The following is a 16,730-nucleotide window of genomic DNA, read 5'->3' on the forward strand; positions in this document are numbered from 1 at the left end:
CCGGGCTTTTTTTCTTTTCCTTTTAAGGGTTTGCTTGCAAAACATTCCTCAGCTATCCTTCCATAGTTTAGACAGTACCTTCAATTTCTTGTTTTGTCCGATCACCACCAACAAATCTCCGGCACTCAAGGAGTAATCCGGGCCTGGAGAGACAGTAACTGCTTCATCACTGTGCCGGATGGCAATGATATTCAACTGGTATTTTGCTCTGATATCCATGCTTTTAATGGTTTGTCCGACGAAACTGGCAGGCGTTTTGATTTCTTCAATGCTGTAGTGATCCGAAAGTTTAAGGTGGTCGATAATGTTCGGATACATGAGTTTGTGGGCCAGACGCAGCCCCATATCCCTTTCAGGAAACACGACTTGATCCGCACCAATTTTGGAAAGTACGGAACCGTGCCTTTTACTGAGAGCCTTTGCCACAATATGGGGGACCCCCAGCTCTTTTAAAAGGACAACCGTTAAAATACTGGCTTCCATGTCATCTCCAATCGCAACAATGACCACATCGAAGTTTCGCAGACCCAGATCCTTGATGCTTGCTTCCTCGGTACTGTCAGCAATAAAGGCCTGACTCAAGTCATGCTGAAATTCTTCGACTCGATCTTCTCTAATATCAATTCCAATAACCTCGTTGTCTCCCTCGTACAATGCTTTTGCCAAATTAGACCCAAACCTGCCAAGTCCAATAACTGCGTATTGTTTTTTCATGTTCTTTCTCCCTTAACCAATGAGATATTTGCCTTTAGGATAACGGTAGGATTCTACTTCGTTTCGTTTCGTCAGTGCAATGGCCACAGTCAATGGTCCCAGCCTTCCGACAAACATGGTAAGTGCAATAATGATTTTGCCGAATGGTGAAAGATCTGGGGTAAGCCCCATGGAAAGACCCACTGTTCCAAACGCGGAGACTGCTTCAAACATGATTTTTAAAAAGTTGCCTTCGTGTTCTGTAATGGACAGGAGCATTGTAACCGTTATAACGAGAATCAGGGCACTTAAAATAACCGTCAATGCTTTATAAATCATAGATGGAATTATCCGCTGTCTAAAGAACACAACATCTTCTTTTCCTTTAATTTGGGACCAGGCAGCACCGAACAGCGTTACAAAAGTGGTTGTTTTAATTCCGCCGCCAGTGGATCCGGGAGAGGCGCCAATAAACATAAGAAGGATAATCAACAGCAGGGTCGGATGAGTCAGATCCGGAATGTTTAACGTATTGGATCCTGCAGTCCGAGGCGTTACTGCCTGATAGAAAGAAGCCAGAACCTTTCCAGTAGGAGACAGAGGTTGAAGGGTCTTGCTGTTATGCATTTCCAGCAGGAAGATAAGCAAGGTTCCTCCGGCAATCAGAATCGCGGTTGTTGAAAGGACAATCTTTGTATGTAACGTAATATATTTTAAATGTTTTCGGTTCTCTAAAAGATCGCTGAACACAACAAACCCAATACCCCCAAGGATAATGAGTGTGCAAACCGTAAGAGAAACCAGCGGATCTTCCTTATAAGCGGTTAAACTCCTGTAATCTCCCATCACGTCAAAACCAGCATTGTTAAAATTGGAGACCGAATGAAAAAAGCCAAAATATATGGCTTTCTTCAGTGGCATATCCATAGCAAAACGGGAAGACAGCAAGACCGCTCCGATGAATTCAGTAATGATCGTAAAGAGGAGAATCATTTTGGTCATTCTAACGATTCCCTGGGTAGACGGATTGTTCAACGCTTCCTGAAGAAGCAGCCGTTCCCGATAAGAAATTCTTCTGCCAATCAGAAGTGCGATAAAGGTGGAAAATGTCATAAAACCCAGACCGCCGATTTGGATCAGGGAGAGGATCACCAACTCTCCAAAGAGGGTAAAGGTATCGCCTGTATCTGCTACAACCAATCCGGTTACACACGTAGCTGAGGTTGATGTAAAAAATGCGTTTAGCCAAGACATACCTTGCCCATCATGTGTTGCGATCGGGAGACTAAGAAGAAAACTGCCAGCCAGGATTATGGCTGCGAATCCGAGTACCAGAATCTTGGGTGGAGTTAAAACAAAACGCTTTATGCGGACTATGCTTGCCATCGGTTGTTCTTCCTTTCAAAAAATTGTGTTGGAATTATTTCTTTTATTATCTTGCGATTATTGCTGAAATATTACCCAGTAATATAGACAAAAAAAACAAATTTAACTGAATTTAAACTTGCATTGATTTTATTGTAACAATAGTGTATGATACACAGTATTATATAGTGTACGATGTACAGTATCGTTTGTCGTACAACATTAAGTAACAAAGAAATGAGGTGTCCTGTGACATTACTTCAATCTTTAACAACAGAACTAAGAAGAGGAACACTTACACTGGCCGTTCTTAGTCAGCTCCGGAAACCGCAGTATGGCTATTCTCTCGTACAATCGTTGGAAGCATCAGGAATCAGCATTGATCAGAGCACATTATATCCATTGCTTCGCAGACTGGAGAAGCAAGAGCTTGTCACTAGCAGCTGGGACACATCAGAAAGCAGACCGCGCAAGTATTACGTGTTAAGCGAGTATGGAACGGAGATCTTTCAGCAGCTGAAAGAAGAGTGGAAGAAAACATCAGATGAACTTTCGATATTGTTAAAAGGAGAGGAAGAGGATGAATCTGATTGAGCTTTACATTCAAGAAGTGACCCGCCGGCTTCCGGAAAAAAGCAGAAAAGATATTGGGTTGGAACTTCAGTCAACCATCGAAGATATGCTTCCTGAAGATTTTACGGAGGAGGATGTAAAAGAGGAATTGAAAAAGCTCGGAAATCCTGCTGTGCTGGCAAGCGGATACCGTGATCGTCCACAGTACCTCATCGGACCGGAAATCTATGATATTTATATTTCGCTGTTAAAAATGGTTCTTCCCATAGCAATAACCATTTCCGTTATGGCATTGGTGGCAGAGAAGGTAATGGGCTATTCGGGCAATGAATCGGTCATGCAAGTAATCCTTTCCGTAATTGGAAAAGGGATATGGAATGCCATCTCCACCGGTATGCAAGTGTTTTTCTGGATTACACTGGTCTTTGCGATCCTTGAACGTACCGGTATTGCCCAGTATTCAATGACAACACGGCGGAAAGAATGGAAGCCGGAAGTTTTAAAGGATATCCCATATGTCCCAAAGAAAAAAGCCATCACCAGATGGGAGGTCTCAGGCAGTGTGATCTGGACGGCGATTTGGGGAAGTCTTTATTATTACGCATCAAATTTGGTTGGTGTTTATAGAAGCGGGGACAACGGCCTCGAACTGACCACTCCAGTCTTTAATGAACACGTTCTTCACTCATATTGGCCGCTGGTGGTCATTGCCATATTGTTGGAACTCCTTTTGGCGATCTCCAAATTCAGGATAGGAAAATGGACGATGCGATTGGCCTTTTTCAATCTGAGCACCCAGTTCATCGCCTTTGTCATATTAATCATCATCTTTACCAATAACCAAATTTTTGCCACAGCGTTCATGGATTTATTGTCCATTGTTTCTGTGGGACAAAAGGAACTGATCGGTGCTGTAATTATCATCTTCGGTATATCCGCTGCCATCGATGTATTCAGCGGATTCAGGAAAGCAAGAATTTAAAATGAAAAAAGTCAGGAGCCTTTCATGAGCTTTCTGACTTTTTTGGTTTACCATGTGATTATAAAAGGCAATAGCCCCCAACAGTGGAGATAAGCTTTAGTTTCGTGATTTATTTAAAGGGTATGAATACCATATACATCAAGATGACGAAAGGGATTCTGTTTCATGTGGTTCTTTGGTATTTTACTCGTGATTTTATCAATATTCTTTGTCCTTTATGAGGAGTTGTTTTTAGCTGGGGCTTCATTTTTATTTGGTTTATTTGAAATAGTGAAAAGTAAATTCAGATAAAATTCTTTACAGGTAAGGGGAGGATACCATGGAAGGTGAGCAGTTTGTACATAATAATTATTTAACACGAAATGTTTGGTCGGGTTTGTTTTTTGGCCTTGGCCTGATTGCCTTTATTGATGAAGGGGTATTTCATCAACTGTTGCACTGGCATCATTTTTATGATAAATCCACCTTGGAAGTCGGCCTTGTGTCTGATGGTTTTTTTCATGCGTTCAGCTGGTTTGCTACAATCGCAGGACTGTTTATGGTAGCTGATCTCCGCCGGCGCCGAGTGTGGATCGTCAAACGGTGGTGGGGCGGCGTTCTTTTGGGTGCCGGCCTTTTCCAGCTCTATGATGGTCTGATTCAGCATAAAATATTTGGTCTGCACCAGATCCGTTATGTGGATAACGTTATCTATTATGACTGGGTGTGGAATGTGACAGCCGTCATCATGATTGCAGCAGGAGGGATGCTCCTGAAGGCGACCGGCAAAATGCCTCAGAATAAAAGGGAGAAGAAGGTCCATGGAGCATGAGCATTCGTCTCTCTGGAATACACGAGATACACTCATTCTGTTATTAGCCGGGATCATTTGGACAGGCTACTTTATGGCCGGTATCGTATCAAACAGACATAGGAGCCTTCAAAAGTGGCCTCGTTACCGGTATGTGTTATGGACCGCTGGAATCCTTTGTGCCGGAGCAACGGTGGTTGGGCCTCTTCCGAAGCTTGCTCATCATGATTTCACCTTACATATGGCGGGGCACTTACTTTGGGGCATGCTGGTACCACTGCTAATTGTGCTCGCTGCGCCAATCACCTTGATGCTGCGTACACTTCCGGTTTCTATGGGCCGGCGTTTGTCCCGGCTCTTGCAGCTTCCCTATTTTCATTGGGTTATCCATCCTGTTATTGCGGCACTTTTGAACATCGGCGGACTTTGGCTTTTATATACAACAGATTTATTTATGTTAATGCATAAGAAAGTTTGGATTAACCTTTTGATCCATTTTCATGTGTTTATGGCAGGTTTTGTCTTTACGATGTCCTTCATTTACATTGAACCCGTTTCCCGCCGCTTTAGTTTTAAGTACCGTGCGATTGTTTTAGTGACAGCACTTGCGGGGCATGGCATTTTGTCCAAATATTTGTATGCCCATCCACCTGCAGGGATAGAGAAAACGGATGCGGAGACCGGCAGTATGGTGATGTACTATGGCGGGGATATGATTGATGCATTGCTGATCATCGTATTTTGTTATCAATGGTATCGAGCAGCCCGCCCACGGGTATATGAAAATTTCCCATCTCAGCAAAAGGAGGCAAAAACAACATGACTGCCATTACCCACATTGGATTAGCGGTGCCTGATTTGGAAGGTGCCATCAAATGGTATGAAGACGTATTGGGCTTTACGCTGCTACATGTTTAACGCAAAGACCGCCGGAGAGCCAAACATGACAAATGATGTATTGGGTGCGCATATCAAAAAAATGAAAAACGCCCATCTGATGTCTGAAAATCAAGTGGGCATTGAGCTGTTTGAATTTGTGGAGCCAAAAATGCCGGAAACTAAAAACAGGGTATACAGCGGTTTTTTTCATGTGTGTGTCATAGCGGAAGACCTTGAACAAAAGGCGGAAGAGATGGAATACATGGAAAGGCAAACCGTACCACCTGATCTATTGTGAAGATCCCTATGGAAATATTACCGAATTGTACAGCCACAGTTCGGCCGTGATGTATGCCAATAAAGACGGATAAAAAACAGCCCGCAACGTTAGTAACGGGCTTTTTTTTTATGCGTGGATTGCTTCTGGCATTTCCATGTGAAGCGGTGGAGGGATCAACCATCCTTTTTCTTTCATGATACGAAGAAGGCGAACTCCATATTGGGCTTTTGCCATGTGAAATTGGCCAAACATCGCTCCAATGTCTTCACGGATGGATTGTCCCATAATCTGGCTGCATGCAACAAGTCCGGCTGCACCATCCTTGGCAACAGATGCTGCAATTTCTGCGTCATTAAAACGGGCACCGGCAGGAATGCTTTCCAAGGATGCAGTTGGACGTTCAGGTGGTGCTGGAGGCAAGGCGATACCGTTAGCTTTTAAGATTTTTTCCACCTGTTCAATTTCTTGTTTCATGGCTTGAACAGAATCTTCCAGGAATTTTTTCAAATCACCGTCACCGGTATGGTTGATCAGTGTTTCGTATCCTGCGACATATCCCTTATTTCCTGCAAGATAGCTCCATAATGCGAAAACTTCTCCGTAATGCATTGGTTCATTTTGTGGATTTCCGCTTAAAATTCCCATGATTGTCCTCCCCATAGAGATCAAATTAGTTGCACGCAATGTGGACCACCCTTTCTGATTCGTCGTTTGGCCACAATCTTTAGATTGTCTAAATGCGGGGAGTCTATCCGCAGAATTCCTTCTAAATAAAAGGTAAATTTTATGTGGCTGGCTGCCGCATAAGTACTCTTTTTCAGGAAAAATTAAGGGGTATGGAAGGAGGGAAAATCACATGTCAAAAGTAACAGCATTGGTGTGTATGCTTATGGTATCTCTATTCATGTTCAGCATGCCGGCGTTTGCCGATCGTGCAAGTGACATGGTGGACCGCGGAGACCGGATCACTACTGACCGTGGAGCGGACTTGAACAACGGCAACCTCAACTATAATGATACTAATTATAACGACCGCGGCCCTGCGACACGCAACGTGTCCACCGCAAATAACAACGATAATGACACGAACTGGGAATGGCTCGGTCTTTTAGGGCTGGTTGGCCTTTTCGGCCTTAAGCGCCGGGACAGGGAAGAAGTCCGTTAAAATAAAATCCCTTGCAGCCGTTAAGACTGCAGGGGATCTTTCTAGTTGCTCGTATAAACATGAATAGCATCTCGTAAAAATTCCGCAGTTCCTGGCTGGTTCTTGTCATAATGCTGTCTGAAACGTTCATCGTCTACATACATTTGTGCGAGTCCTCTATGGGCTTCTTTGCTGTATCTGTCCCAATAAAAACAAAGCCATTGCTTGTGGAGTTCTGCTGCTTTTTGTGCGAGATCTCCAGCTGGATCACCTGTTTTGAAGGCCTCACCCAATGTTTCATAAAGTTCGTCAGCCAGGCGGGTAAGTTCCTCATGTTCTTGTGCGGTCATCCTTTTTAGTTTATCGTTGGAGCGGTTAACCGCATCCTGTCCATATTTTTCCCGGATTTCTTTTCCGTACAATTTTTCATTCTCCTCAATGAGCTTCTCTTTGAAGCCTTCAAATTTCTCCTGGTCGGTCATCGTTATTCCCCTTTCGTGTGCAGCAATGGACTTCTCCACATTTGCAATGAGAAGGTCAAGCTGCTCCTTTTTGTTCAGGAGGTTCTCATGATGATCTTTTAATGCCTTTGTACTGTCAAAGTCTGGATCGTTCATAATATCGCGAATCTTTTCCAAATGGAGTCCAAGTTCCCTGTAAAATAAGATTTGCTGGAGCCGGTTCACTTCTTGCTGGCCATAAATACGGTATCCGGATGAATTGATCCTTGCCGGCTTAAGGAGCCCAATTTCATCATAATACCTGAGGGTCCGTGTACTGACACCTGCGAGCTGTCCCAGTTTTTGAACAGTGTATTCCATTTCATCACCTCCTGACAGTTAAACCTTACACGTTGACGCTGCGTAAAGGTCAAACCCATTTTTTAAAAAATATTTAAAACCCGCTCTTTTCTGGAGCGGGCATCGGATATTACATGAGTTCACCGGTCATGATTGACATAAAATCATGATAGAAGACTTGATAATCAAAATTAAAGGCGATTCTGTGTTTGCTTTCCAGATTATTAAGAGTAGCATACGGCCGGATATCAGCAATGGTCTGTCCCTTGGTAACGGTGCCATTTGGGCTAACATGAACTGGAAGCGATTGGTATGAACACATCGAGGGTTTGACGGTTGCCATCAAAGTAAGAGCATCATGTACAGGACTTCCCTTTATCGCGGGATTTCGTTTTTTATAAAACTCATAATAAAAGTCGAGAAGAGGCTTAATGATCTTTGCCTTGCCCTTGGATTGAATATAATCCACCATTCGAGGGGTTACAATCGCGCGTTCCGTGACGTTCAACGGGATAATGGTCAGGTTTCTGGCGTAACGGAATACGATATTGGCCGCAATCGGATCACCGTGAATATTCGCTTCCGATACAGCGGTAACATTGCCTGGTACCCAAAACGCGCCCCCCATAACATATACTTCTTTAACTTTTTTCATGAGATCATTGAACAAGATATACATACTCGCAAGAGAGGTAAGCCTGCCGGTGTTCACAATGACGAGTTCTCCTGCGTACTGGTTGATTAAATTTACAACTTCATAGAAATTTTCGGTAAACCCGCCTTCTGGCAAGTCCGGTGGCTTGATGTATCCTAGTCCGTACTGACCGTGAATCTCTGGGTAGAATACGGGGTCTTCGCCCGTCATCGGTTTCTCAGCTCCGAGGACCACTTTTGTCTGATTGGCTATATTGAAAAGGTTAATTAAATACGTAATATTGCGCAAGCCCATCTGCCGCGGGACATTGCCATAATCCGCCACCACTCCGATCAGATCGACCTGTCTGCTCAAATATCCATAAATCAGAGCGATTGTATCATCGATCCCCACGTCAGCGAAAAGCAGTACCTTCTTGGCCATATTATCACCTGTTTAAAGAATTTATACAGCATATGACCGTTCGATATGTAAAAGAATGGGAACTGAAAGAAGTGTGTCTTTTGGCCTGTATTAGGAGGACACCGAACGTTCTGTTCGTTTCGGTTCCTATTACAGCGACTGCAAGCGAATGGGAAAAAGTATCTGAAAAAGCGGTGGCATATGTAGCACTCGGAGATTCCAGCACCGCAGGAGGTGACGCCATATGGTGAGATCGGTTAAAGCTACTCGATTTTCATCAAGAACTTATATATTTTCTTACATAACGAGCCTATCCCTATAGTATTTTATATTTTCGCAGTAGTTTATAATAAATAAATACAACCAAATATCCAATGAAATAACTAATTGCCGTGAAACCGATATTCCAGCCGTTTCTATAGATAATTTCCCCTTCTTTTAAAGCCCAGAATTCGATCAAAGTAGTGAAAATTGTAAACAGGGCTAGCGAAAGAAAGGTATTAAGTTTCGTGTAGTGAATGGAGCTTATGAACAAGCATCCCAAAATGGGAAACAACCCTATATTAAATGGGACAGAAGCGAGCGATAAGTTTTTATATGAATGTTTCAATCTCCAGAAGTAATTAAAACCCCAATTATTAATTAAAAATGCAGTTGAAATGCCAATTGGAACAATCATTAGCATGAATTTAGGTTTCTTAAAACAAAGATAAGTACCCACCATCCAAGGAATGATAAGACCTACGATTACTTGATATATCATTTCTTACACTCCTTTATTTGAATGTTAACTATTATGTCCCTAATTTCTTGGTTGGTGTACCATCATTAAATAAATTTAATTCGACAATTAATCAAGATGTAGGATACTATTACAGGGTATTACATAATGAAGTTTATGGAGTGTTTAAACATGATAAAAGTTCAAGGAGAAAGAATTAAAGGGTTTTTATATGATTCTCTAGAAACTGCACAGAGTGACTTAGAGGTTAATGAAGTCATTGTCACGAATAATCCTGGCACGTTTGTCATTATTAATAGGATGGATTTAGATAAGGTAAAGACTATTGGATATGCAGAGGTATACTAAATCTTGTATTTCTTGTTCCTATATAATGTAATGGAGGCATTTTATTTTAATTGAAGTAGGTATGTACTTTGACGTACAGATGACGAAAATCTTATGAGGACATCTTGTCAGCCGCTAACATGATCACTCGGATGGAGAGTAATCCCAAAAAACGGTGAGTAAATTTTAAAAAAGCACAGGCGCGGTCAGCCTGTGCTTTCCTATTTCTTTAAAAAAGAGAAGAAAGATTAAATTCTTTAAGGTATTGCTGCAACACCATGAGATCCTGTGCGTCATCCGCAATGGCAACATAGCCGTCGGGCCTGACGAGATACGCTGCATTTCGTTTCAGGTCTGCCTCATCCATTGATGCTTCCCATGGAAAAATGTGAAGGGGAAGGCCGGCGCTTTCACAAAATCTCTTATAATCCGGTTTTGCTTCTCCATACACGTGGACCTGCCAATCCAGTGACCGAAGAGCATCGAAATTGTTTCCCTGTATGGTCCGGCACCAGGGCAAACGGTCTCCACCATGTACTTTACCAGCTTTGCCTTTGCTTAATGCGCTGTCTTGATATTCGATCCCTAGCTGGGAAACCATGCCGAAAAAAATTCTTCGCGTCATGCTGAAGCCAAACAGAAGGGGAGCGGCGTACGGAATCAGGACAGTACGGGCCAATCTGCTGGGAAAGTTCTTGCCCACCATAACCTGAAACGCGCGGTCCGTAGTGGAAATCAGCGTGCGGGCAAACGCTATCCTTTCCGTTTCATACGTATCCAGAATGGAAGGATCCGCTTTCTCTTGAAGCACTGCTGCAAGCTTCCAGGCCAAATTAATGGCGTCGGAAATTCCTGTATTCATACCCTGACCGCCGGCGGGACTGTGAATGTGCCCGGCATCACCGGCGATAAAACAACGGCCCTTTCTGAAATGGTCACTGACCCGATGATGCACGTGGTACGTCGAAAACCAGTTCACACCACTCACCCGGATTCCGATTTGTGCCTCGGCGACAGGCTGGACATCATGAAATTGAAGGGATTCCCTGTCCCTCATTTCCGGGGGAACGATGCCGATCAGCCGTACCATCCCAGTTGTCCTTACCGGCATGAAGATGCACAGGCCATTGTTGCTTAAATGAACTTTTAACGCATGTTCTTGCGCTTTCACATCAGAGGATTCCACATCGGCCACGTAAAAAAGTTCTTCATAGGTTCCACCCGAGAAGCCGAGTCCAAGTTGTTTTCGGACGATGCTGTGCGCTCCGTCGCATCCACAGAGATAAGCAAACTCCGCCTCTTCCTTCACTTCATTCTTGATTAAAACAGTCTTTACGCTTCCGCCTTCATCAGAAAATGAATACAGCTCGGTGTTCCATTCAATTGTGATTCCCATTTCGTCCAGCTTCTTCACAAGGTATCTTTCATGAACATCCTGTGCCAGACAAAGAGCGAATGGGTAGGGGCCGATGTCTTTTTTCAGATCGCTGAATTTCAACTGTGCTTTTTCCTTTAATCCTTCATGAAGCTGCACCGAATCCAACGGAATTCCAAGGTTCACCACTTCATCTGAAATGCCAATCTGCCGGTAGAACTCTAGAATACGGGAATGGACGACCAGGGCCCGGGAAGCTTCTCCGGGTCCGGAATGTTTTTCAATGATACGAAAAGGTATGCCAAAATGGGCGAGCTGCAGGGCAAGGACAAGGCCGGTTGGCCCTGCTCCGACAATAAGCACTTTTGAATTCATGATACGCCCTCCTTAAGTTTCTTTGATTACTTTTTGTGGTTATCTCCCGTTTTATGAAAAGGAAAGCTTCTCTTTGGCATCAGCCGAGATTTTTTGTTTTTCATTTTGAATCAGGGCTGACAGCAGCAAAAGTACAAGGCTTGCGATGCCGATCCCGCAAAGGACTTGCACGCTTTGATCCCAGCTCAGTCCGTTTCCAAAAAAGAAAAGGTCTCTTAGCCCGTCTGTCATAAAACGCATCGGGAGCCATGGATAAATCCAGTTCTGATAATATTCCGGCATGATTTCCGGTGCCATTGAAAGCAAGGGAGCGCCAAAAAACAGAAGAAGCGCAAAGAGCGGAAATCCTTTCATTCCCATCCATGATACGACTGCGAGCATCATTAAAAGAAAGCTGAGATACGCAATCGATAAAAAGATCGCCGTGTCCATTTTGGAGGGAATATCAAGCTGCAGAATCCCATCGGCAAACCATGTAATTCCCCATCCGAACAATGTGGCCAAGAAGATGCCAACAACGAACTGTTTCGTGATGAACTGAAGCTTTTCCTTTCTACTGGTGAAGACTGTTTTTTTCATCGCCACAAACAATAAAATAGCTCCAACAAGACTTCCCATCCAGAGTGGCTGAAAAAGGAAAACCGGAGAGTTTCCATTTGCACTGTGAGTACCGAATACATTGACATTCATTGTTTCTTTTTTGATCGGTGTGGCGAGAACTGAAACAGTATCAACGGAAAGTGGAGCTTTTTTCTGCTTCAAACCACTGATGATTTGTTCCCGCACCTTACCATTAATTTGATCGGCCATTCCGTTCAGCAGTTGGTTTGCCATGACTGAAGCAGAACCGTTCATGCCCTGATTCACCAGAATTTGCAGTTTTGGGGAAGAGGGAGAAGCTGTCTGCAGTGAAACAAGGTTTTTGCTGAAATCCTTCGGAAGAATAAGCGCACCGTAATACTCTCGTTCGTTCATCCCTTTCATGGCTTCATTTTTCTCGTTAAGCATCACCCATTTAACAGGATGCTGGCCTTCTGATGGAGAGAACGCTTTTTTTGCTATGGCAGTCACTTGATCACCCATATTGATGGTGGATTTGTCAGGGAGCGCAGCGCCCTTATCCTCATTCACCAATGCAATTGGCAGCTCACGCGGTACCGGATGGATGGAAGGAAGACTTGCAAGGCTAAACAGCAGACCCACAACTAGAATAATTATTGGCGACCATAACAGCAGCTTGTTTTTAAAGAACATATATTGGACACTCCTTTCATTATTGAACATAATGTTGATTAGTTGACTTAGAGTTTATTATAATGACTTTAGAACGAATAACAATGATCAATATTTCTCGAGCTGTTCCATACTCAACAGAAAAGACTAAAGTGTTGATTTTTTTTAAAAAAAAGGAGGTGAAGGGATGTCTTTGAACAACACCGACCGGCGGATACGGCGGACGAAACAAATGATCAGGGATGCGTTAACCGAACTGATGGAGGAAAAAGGGTTTGATGCCATCACCGTCAGAGATTTAACGGAAAAAGCGGATATCAACCGGGGGACTTTTTATTTGCACTATAAGGATAAATTCGATTTGCTTGAGCAATGTGAGAGGGAAGTGCTGGAGGAGCTGGCACAGGTCCAGGGACACGTAAAGGAGCTTCAGCTGGAGAATTTCTATGAGCATTTTAACAGAGGTGAACCCTTGCCTTTCATTGTAAAATTATTTGAGTACTTGAAAGAAAATGGAGCATTTATGAGGGTGATTCTGGGACCAAATGGAGATCCCTTGTTTCAAGTAAAATTGAAGGAGATGCTGGCTGAACACCTGCTGAAGCACATGGTAAAGAAAGCGAGAATCGAAATGGCTGTTCCTTTTGACTATTTTAAAGCGTACGTCATTTCTGCCCACCTTGGCGTCATTCAAGAATGGCTGTTCAGCGGGATGAAAGAGTCACCAAAAGAAATTGCCATGACTGCGTTTAAGCTGACTTTTCTCGGACCAAGACGGGCAGCGGGCCTGATATCCAATGAACAAAATGAAAAAACCTCACCGTAAGGGAACTGTCAGCCATCAGACAGTTCTTAGGTGAGGTTTTTATTTTTTATGACCATGGTTCCGCCAATGATAATGAGAAACACACCGGCCAAAGCACTAAGCAAAGGGTACAAGAATGGAAAGAAAAGAGTGGGATAGAATTCAACGGCGTTACTTTTATATCCAAGGGTTATGGGTGAAATACTGCCAGCATTAATGATATCCGTACGATAAAGTTTTTCTGTTCGTTCTTTATTATTGAAGGTTTCGGCTATGATCTTTCCATTCTTAGAAATCCATAAAAAACGATAAGTTTTTCCATTTTCATCGTTGGCCCGTGCCAGAACCAGATTCTCTTTCTTCGTCATAAGGTTTTCAACAAAAACAAGTGCAAAATACGGATAGCGGCTTTCGTCAAATACGTTTGGGTAAATCGTCAAAGGCAGCTGATTTGAATAATCTTTGCCATTAATTTTGATTTCAATGGGCGAAGTTGCCGTTGCAGGAAAGATCTTGAGGAGGTTTTTGTCTTTGACAGGTCGAGAGGGAAAATATCTTTCACTTCAATCCGGTTTTTTCCATAGCGAAATACCTGTGAAAAAGTGCCTTTGTCTTTTCCTGTCCGTATTAATTGGACTTTTTCAAGTGTAAGACCGGGTCTTATTGAAACACGGCCTTTTTCCATTATGTTTTGATCCGTCGGCCCGTAACTTTCAATCCCAAAATCATGGTTGTCTTCGACATAATATTCAAGATGGGGAGTGAAAATGGTTTGAAATTTATAGTGTTCTGCAGATTTCTGTTCGTAGTGCATCTCTTGAACAAATTTAATAATAGGCGGTGCTGAGAGAAGGAAGAGCAAGATTCCGAGTAAAAATGGCAAATTTGTTTTCATAAATAAGCCTCCCTCTTCAGAATAAACAAAAACCCAATAAAAGGAAATGTGAACCACAAAATAATCCAGAATTTTGCATAAAAGTACAGATGATGAGTGAATTCTTTTCATTTTTTAAATGGTATTCTTTTTGTAAGCGTATTCTGGATATGGATTGACAACTAAAGGAAGCAAATAACGAAAAAGGGAAGACAAGGATTTTTTCAATAAAAACAGGAATTTTCATTGCGAAAATTCCTGTTTTTATTTGAAGGGAATTGGGTGAAAGAGTCGAATTCTCCATCAGGAAAACGTAAAAAAAAGGAGTGCATCCATGTTTATTAAGCAAGCATTAGACGAGTTTTTAGGGTTTGAATATACAAGGATGAATGAAACGCAAGTACAGCTGCGATTGCCTGTACAGGATTTGTTTGTGAACTCGGCAGGTGTGATTCATGGGGGAGTAATCTCCTCATTAGCTGATGTTGCCATGTCCAATCTGATACCAGCGACAGGGAACGGGATTCAGCAGGCGTTAACCGTCGATTTAAATGTTTCTTTCTTAAAAGCGGCAACCGGGGAATACCTGATTGCTCATGCGAAAATAGAGAAACAGGGCCGAACGCTCATCCATACAGAATGCGAGATTTTCAACGATAAGGAGGAACTGGTAGCGAAATCCAGAGCGATTCTTTTCCGAAAGGTGTGAGCTTTCTTTTGAAATCCACCCGCTTCTCAGCTAAGCTTCAAATAATACAAAAGTACAGGAGGCTATGAAATGAACCACTATACCAAGCATTTGAACCCGTTTTGGTCCAACTCATATAAAACACAGTTTTTTTCAATGTTTTCAGAAAAAGGACCTTGTGCTCAAGAACGATTATGGTATAGTCAAACAAAAGCTTAACAGGCTTAACCAATAATGAAAGGATAAGTGATCATGGCCAAACAACAAATCGGAGTAATCGGATTAGCAGTCATGGGAAAGAACCTCGCACTTAATATTGAAAGCCGGGGCTATTCTGTCGCGGTGTTTAACCGTTCCTATGAAAAAACAGAAGATTTTTTAAAAAATGAGGCAGAAGGCAGAAACTTTTTTGGTGCGACTTCCATAGAGGAATTCGTAAATGCACTGCAAAAGCCACGTAAAATTTTGCTCATGGTCAAGGCAGGTGCGGCAACGGATGCGACGATTGATTCGTTAAAGCCTTACCTCGATAAGAATGATATTTTAATAGATGGAGGAAACACGTTCTTCAAGGATACGATTCGCCGTAATCATGAGCTCGAGGATTCAGGTATTCATTTTATCGGGACAGGCGTTTCCGGAGGAGAGGAAGGCGCACTGAAGGGACCTTCCATTATGCCTGGCGGTCAAAAAGAGGCGTACGAATTGGTTGAGCCGATTCTAAAAGCCATTTCTGCCAAAGTCAATGATGATCCTTGTTGTACATATATTGGACCGAATGGCGCGGGCCACTATGTAAAAATGGTTCACAACGGCATTGAGTACGGAGATATGCAATTAATCTCCGAAGCTTATTTTATTCTGAAAAATGTTCTGGGATTAAGCGCAGAAGAGCTTCATGAAGTGTTTGCGGAGTGGAACAAGGGAGAGCTCGACAGCTACCTTATTGAAATCACAGCTGACATCTTCACGAAGAAGGACGAGGAAACGGGCAAGCCTCTTGTGGATGTGATTCTTGATACAGCAGGCCAGAAGGGAACAGGAAAATGGACAAGCCAAAGTGCCCTCGATCTCGGGGTTCCGCTTCCGATCATTACCGAGTCTGTATTTTCCCGCTTTATTTCCGCCATGAAGGAAGAGCGAGTGAAAGCAAGCAAAGTGCTGTCCGGGCCAGAGCGCCAGGCTTTTGCAGGGAACAGGGAGGAGCTCATTGAAGCGGTCCGCAAAGCGTTGTACATGAGCAAAATTTGTTCGTATGCACAAGGATTCGCCCAAATGAGAGCAGCATCAGATGAATATGACTGGAACCTTCAATATGGAAATATCGCAATGATTTTCCGCGGTGGCTGCATTATCCGTGCCCAGTTCCTGCAAAAGATTAAAGAAGCGTACGACCGGGATGCAGGTCTTACCAATCTATTACTGGATTCTTATTTTAAAGATATTGTTGAAAACTATCAGGGCGCATTGCGCGAAGTGCTCAGTCTGGCCATTCAATCCGGTATTCCGGTACCTGCCTTCTCAAGTGCACTGGCGTATTATGACAGCTACCGCACAGAAACACTGCCTGCCAATCTATTGCAGGCTCAGCGCGATTATTTTGGTGCCCACACGTATCAGCGGTTGGACAAGGAAGGAATCTTCCATACCGAATGGCTTCAAAAGTAATGAAATGGAGGTAAGGGACTGGCTTTTGGTCAGTCTCTTTTTTCTTATCTTTCTTGTGGCCTATTGTTGATGAAAATGGA

The 16,730-nt window shown here is 43.1% G+C and carries 21 protein-coding genes; 11 read left to right on the top strand and 10 right to left on the bottom strand.

Annotation, left to right across the window (positions count from 1 at the left end; genetic code table 11):
- Nucleotides 1-48: 48 nt before the first annotated feature.
- Both QNH15_RS07230 and QNH15_RS07235 read right to left on the bottom strand, forming a co-directional pair.
- Nucleotides 49-714, bottom strand: coding sequence for a potassium channel family protein (locus QNH15_RS07230; protein ID WP_283893683.1), 666 nt, complete (start codon nucleotides 712-714; stop codon nucleotides 49-51).
- Between the two features lie 12 nt (nucleotides 715-726).
- The gene (locus QNH15_RS07235; protein ID WP_283893684.1) at nucleotides 727-2,079 is read right to left on the bottom strand and encodes a TrkH family potassium uptake protein; all 1,353 of its coding nucleotides are present in this window, start codon (nucleotides 2,077-2,079) and stop codon (nucleotides 727-729) included.
- A gap of 228 nt (nucleotides 2,080-2,307) precedes the next feature.
- Between QNH15_RS07235 and QNH15_RS07240 the strand changes: the two genes are divergently transcribed.
- The 6 genes from QNH15_RS07240 to QNH15_RS07265 all read left to right on the top strand — a co-directional run bounded on the left by QNH15_RS07240 (nucleotide 2,308) and on the right by QNH15_RS07265 (nucleotide 5,580).
- The gene (locus QNH15_RS07240) at nucleotides 2,308-2,652 is read left to right on the top strand and encodes a PadR family transcriptional regulator (protein ID WP_283893685.1); all 345 of its coding nucleotides are present in this window, start codon (nucleotides 2,308-2,310) and stop codon (nucleotides 2,650-2,652) included.
- On the top strand, nucleotides 2,639-3,613 hold the full coding sequence (locus QNH15_RS07245; RefSeq protein ID WP_283893686.1) for a hypothetical protein: 975 nt from the start codon (nucleotides 2,639-2,641) through the stop codon (nucleotides 3,611-3,613). Before QNH15_RS07240 ends, QNH15_RS07245 begins: the two co-directional genes overlap by 14 nt.
- Nucleotides 3,614-3,932: 319 nt before the next feature.
- A complete protein-coding gene (locus QNH15_RS07250; RefSeq protein ID WP_283893687.1) occupies nucleotides 3,933-4,424 on the top strand; it encodes a DUF2243 domain-containing protein in 492 nt (163 codons plus the stop codon).
- Nucleotides 4,414-5,226 (top strand): cytochrome c oxidase assembly protein, encoded by an 813-nt coding sequence (locus QNH15_RS07255; RefSeq protein WP_283893688.1) that lies wholly within the window; start codon nucleotides 4,414-4,416, stop codon nucleotides 5,224-5,226. The genes QNH15_RS07250 and QNH15_RS07255 overlap by 11 nt, the downstream gene beginning before the upstream one ends.
- Nucleotides 5,223-5,321 carry a VOC family protein gene (locus tag QNH15_RS07260; RefSeq protein WP_283893689.1) on the top strand — a complete coding sequence of 33 codons (99 nt, stop codon included), beginning with the start codon at nucleotides 5,223-5,225 and terminating at the stop codon, nucleotides 5,319-5,321. Before QNH15_RS07255 ends, QNH15_RS07260 begins: the two co-directional genes overlap by 4 nt.
- Before the next feature lie 25 nt (nucleotides 5,322-5,346).
- Nucleotides 5,347-5,580 (top strand): VOC family protein, encoded by a 234-nt coding sequence (locus QNH15_RS07265; RefSeq protein WP_283893690.1) that lies wholly within the window; start codon nucleotides 5,347-5,349, stop codon nucleotides 5,578-5,580.
- A 108-nt stretch (nucleotides 5,581-5,688) separates the two neighbouring features.
- Here the strand turns inward: QNH15_RS07265 and QNH15_RS07270 are convergent, their stop codons facing one another.
- The gene (locus QNH15_RS07270; protein WP_061967994.1) at nucleotides 5,689-6,207 is read right to left on the bottom strand and encodes a DUF3231 family protein; all 519 of its coding nucleotides are present in this window, start codon (nucleotides 6,205-6,207) and stop codon (nucleotides 5,689-5,691) included.
- Nucleotides 6,208-6,418: 211 nt separating this feature from the next.
- On the opposite strand from QNH15_RS07270, the gene QNH15_RS07275 reads away from it, so the two are divergent.
- Nucleotides 6,419-6,727, top strand: coding sequence for a WGxxGxxG family protein (locus tag QNH15_RS07275; RefSeq protein ID WP_283893692.1), 309 nt, complete (start codon nucleotides 6,419-6,421; stop codon nucleotides 6,725-6,727).
- 41 nt (nucleotides 6,728-6,768) lie between these two features.
- Here QNH15_RS07275 and QNH15_RS07280 read toward each other — a convergent pair whose 3' ends face one another.
- The 3 genes from QNH15_RS07280 to QNH15_RS07290 form a co-directional block, all read right to left on the bottom strand.
- On the bottom strand, nucleotides 6,769-7,527 hold the full coding sequence (locus QNH15_RS07280) for a MerR family transcriptional regulator (protein ID WP_283893694.1): 759 nt from the start codon (nucleotides 7,525-7,527) through the stop codon (nucleotides 6,769-6,771).
- 109 nt (nucleotides 7,528-7,636) lie between these two features.
- Entirely contained in the window at nucleotides 7,637-8,584 is a 948-nt protein-coding gene (locus QNH15_RS07285; RefSeq protein ID WP_283893696.1) for a nucleoside hydrolase, read from the bottom strand.
- A 295-nt stretch (nucleotides 8,585-8,879) separates the two neighbouring features.
- Nucleotides 8,880-9,326, bottom strand: a complete 447-nt coding sequence (locus QNH15_RS07290) for a CBO0543 family protein (RefSeq protein ID WP_283893698.1) — start codon at nucleotides 9,324-9,326, stop codon at nucleotides 8,880-8,882.
- A 150-nt stretch (nucleotides 9,327-9,476) separates the two neighbouring features.
- Between QNH15_RS07290 and QNH15_RS07295 the strand changes: the two genes are divergently transcribed.
- Nucleotides 9,477-9,653, top strand: coding sequence for a hypothetical protein (locus QNH15_RS07295; RefSeq protein ID WP_156412549.1), 177 nt, complete (start codon nucleotides 9,477-9,479; stop codon nucleotides 9,651-9,653).
- A gap of 208 nt (nucleotides 9,654-9,861) precedes the next feature.
- Here QNH15_RS07295 and QNH15_RS07300 read toward each other — a convergent pair whose 3' ends face one another.
- The gene (locus QNH15_RS07300) at nucleotides 9,862-11,382 is read right to left on the bottom strand and encodes an FAD-dependent monooxygenase (protein WP_283893700.1); all 1,521 of its coding nucleotides are present in this window, start codon (nucleotides 11,380-11,382) and stop codon (nucleotides 9,862-9,864) included.
- Nucleotides 11,383-11,433: 51 nt separating this feature from the next.
- Nucleotides 11,434-12,636, bottom strand: coding sequence for a YhgE/Pip domain-containing protein (locus QNH15_RS07305; RefSeq protein WP_283893702.1), 1,203 nt, complete (start codon nucleotides 12,634-12,636; stop codon nucleotides 11,434-11,436).
- A 166-nt stretch (nucleotides 12,637-12,802) separates the two neighbouring features.
- On the opposite strand from QNH15_RS07305, the gene QNH15_RS07310 reads away from it, so the two are divergent.
- Nucleotides 12,803-13,441, top strand: a complete 639-nt coding sequence (locus QNH15_RS07310) for a TetR/AcrR family transcriptional regulator (protein ID WP_283893703.1) — start codon at nucleotides 12,803-12,805, stop codon at nucleotides 13,439-13,441.
- 26 nt (nucleotides 13,442-13,467) lie between these two features.
- Here QNH15_RS07310 and QNH15_RS07315 read toward each other — a convergent pair whose 3' ends face one another.
- Together QNH15_RS07315 and QNH15_RS07320 are read right to left on the bottom strand one after the other, a co-directional pair.
- Complete coding sequence (locus QNH15_RS07315; RefSeq protein WP_283893704.1) at nucleotides 13,468-13,860, bottom strand: hypothetical protein; 393 nt, start codon at nucleotides 13,858-13,860, stop codon at nucleotides 13,468-13,470.
- Nucleotides 13,857-14,315: a hypothetical protein gene (locus QNH15_RS07320; RefSeq protein WP_283893705.1), complete on the bottom strand. Its 459-nt coding sequence runs from the start codon at nucleotides 14,313-14,315 to the stop codon at nucleotides 13,857-13,859. The genes QNH15_RS07315 and QNH15_RS07320 overlap by 4 nt, the downstream gene beginning before the upstream one ends.
- A 313-nt stretch (nucleotides 14,316-14,628) precedes the next feature.
- Here QNH15_RS07320 and QNH15_RS07325 point away from each other — a divergent pair, with 313 nt between their 5' ends.
- Nucleotides 14,629-15,003, top strand: coding sequence for a PaaI family thioesterase (locus QNH15_RS07325; RefSeq protein WP_283893707.1), 375 nt, complete (start codon nucleotides 14,629-14,631; stop codon nucleotides 15,001-15,003).
- 231 nt (nucleotides 15,004-15,234) lie between these two features.
- Nucleotides 15,235-16,650: an NADP-dependent phosphogluconate dehydrogenase gene (gene gndA, locus QNH15_RS07330; RefSeq protein WP_283893709.1), complete on the top strand. Its 1,416-nt coding sequence runs from the start codon at nucleotides 15,235-15,237 to the stop codon at nucleotides 16,648-16,650.
- The last annotated feature ends 80 nt before the right edge of the window (nucleotides 16,651-16,730 follow it).

The organism is Fictibacillus enclensis, from assembly GCF_030123385.1.
Classification (GTDB): Bacteria; Bacillota; Bacilli; order Bacillales; family Fictibacillaceae; genus Fictibacillus_C; species Fictibacillus_C enclensis.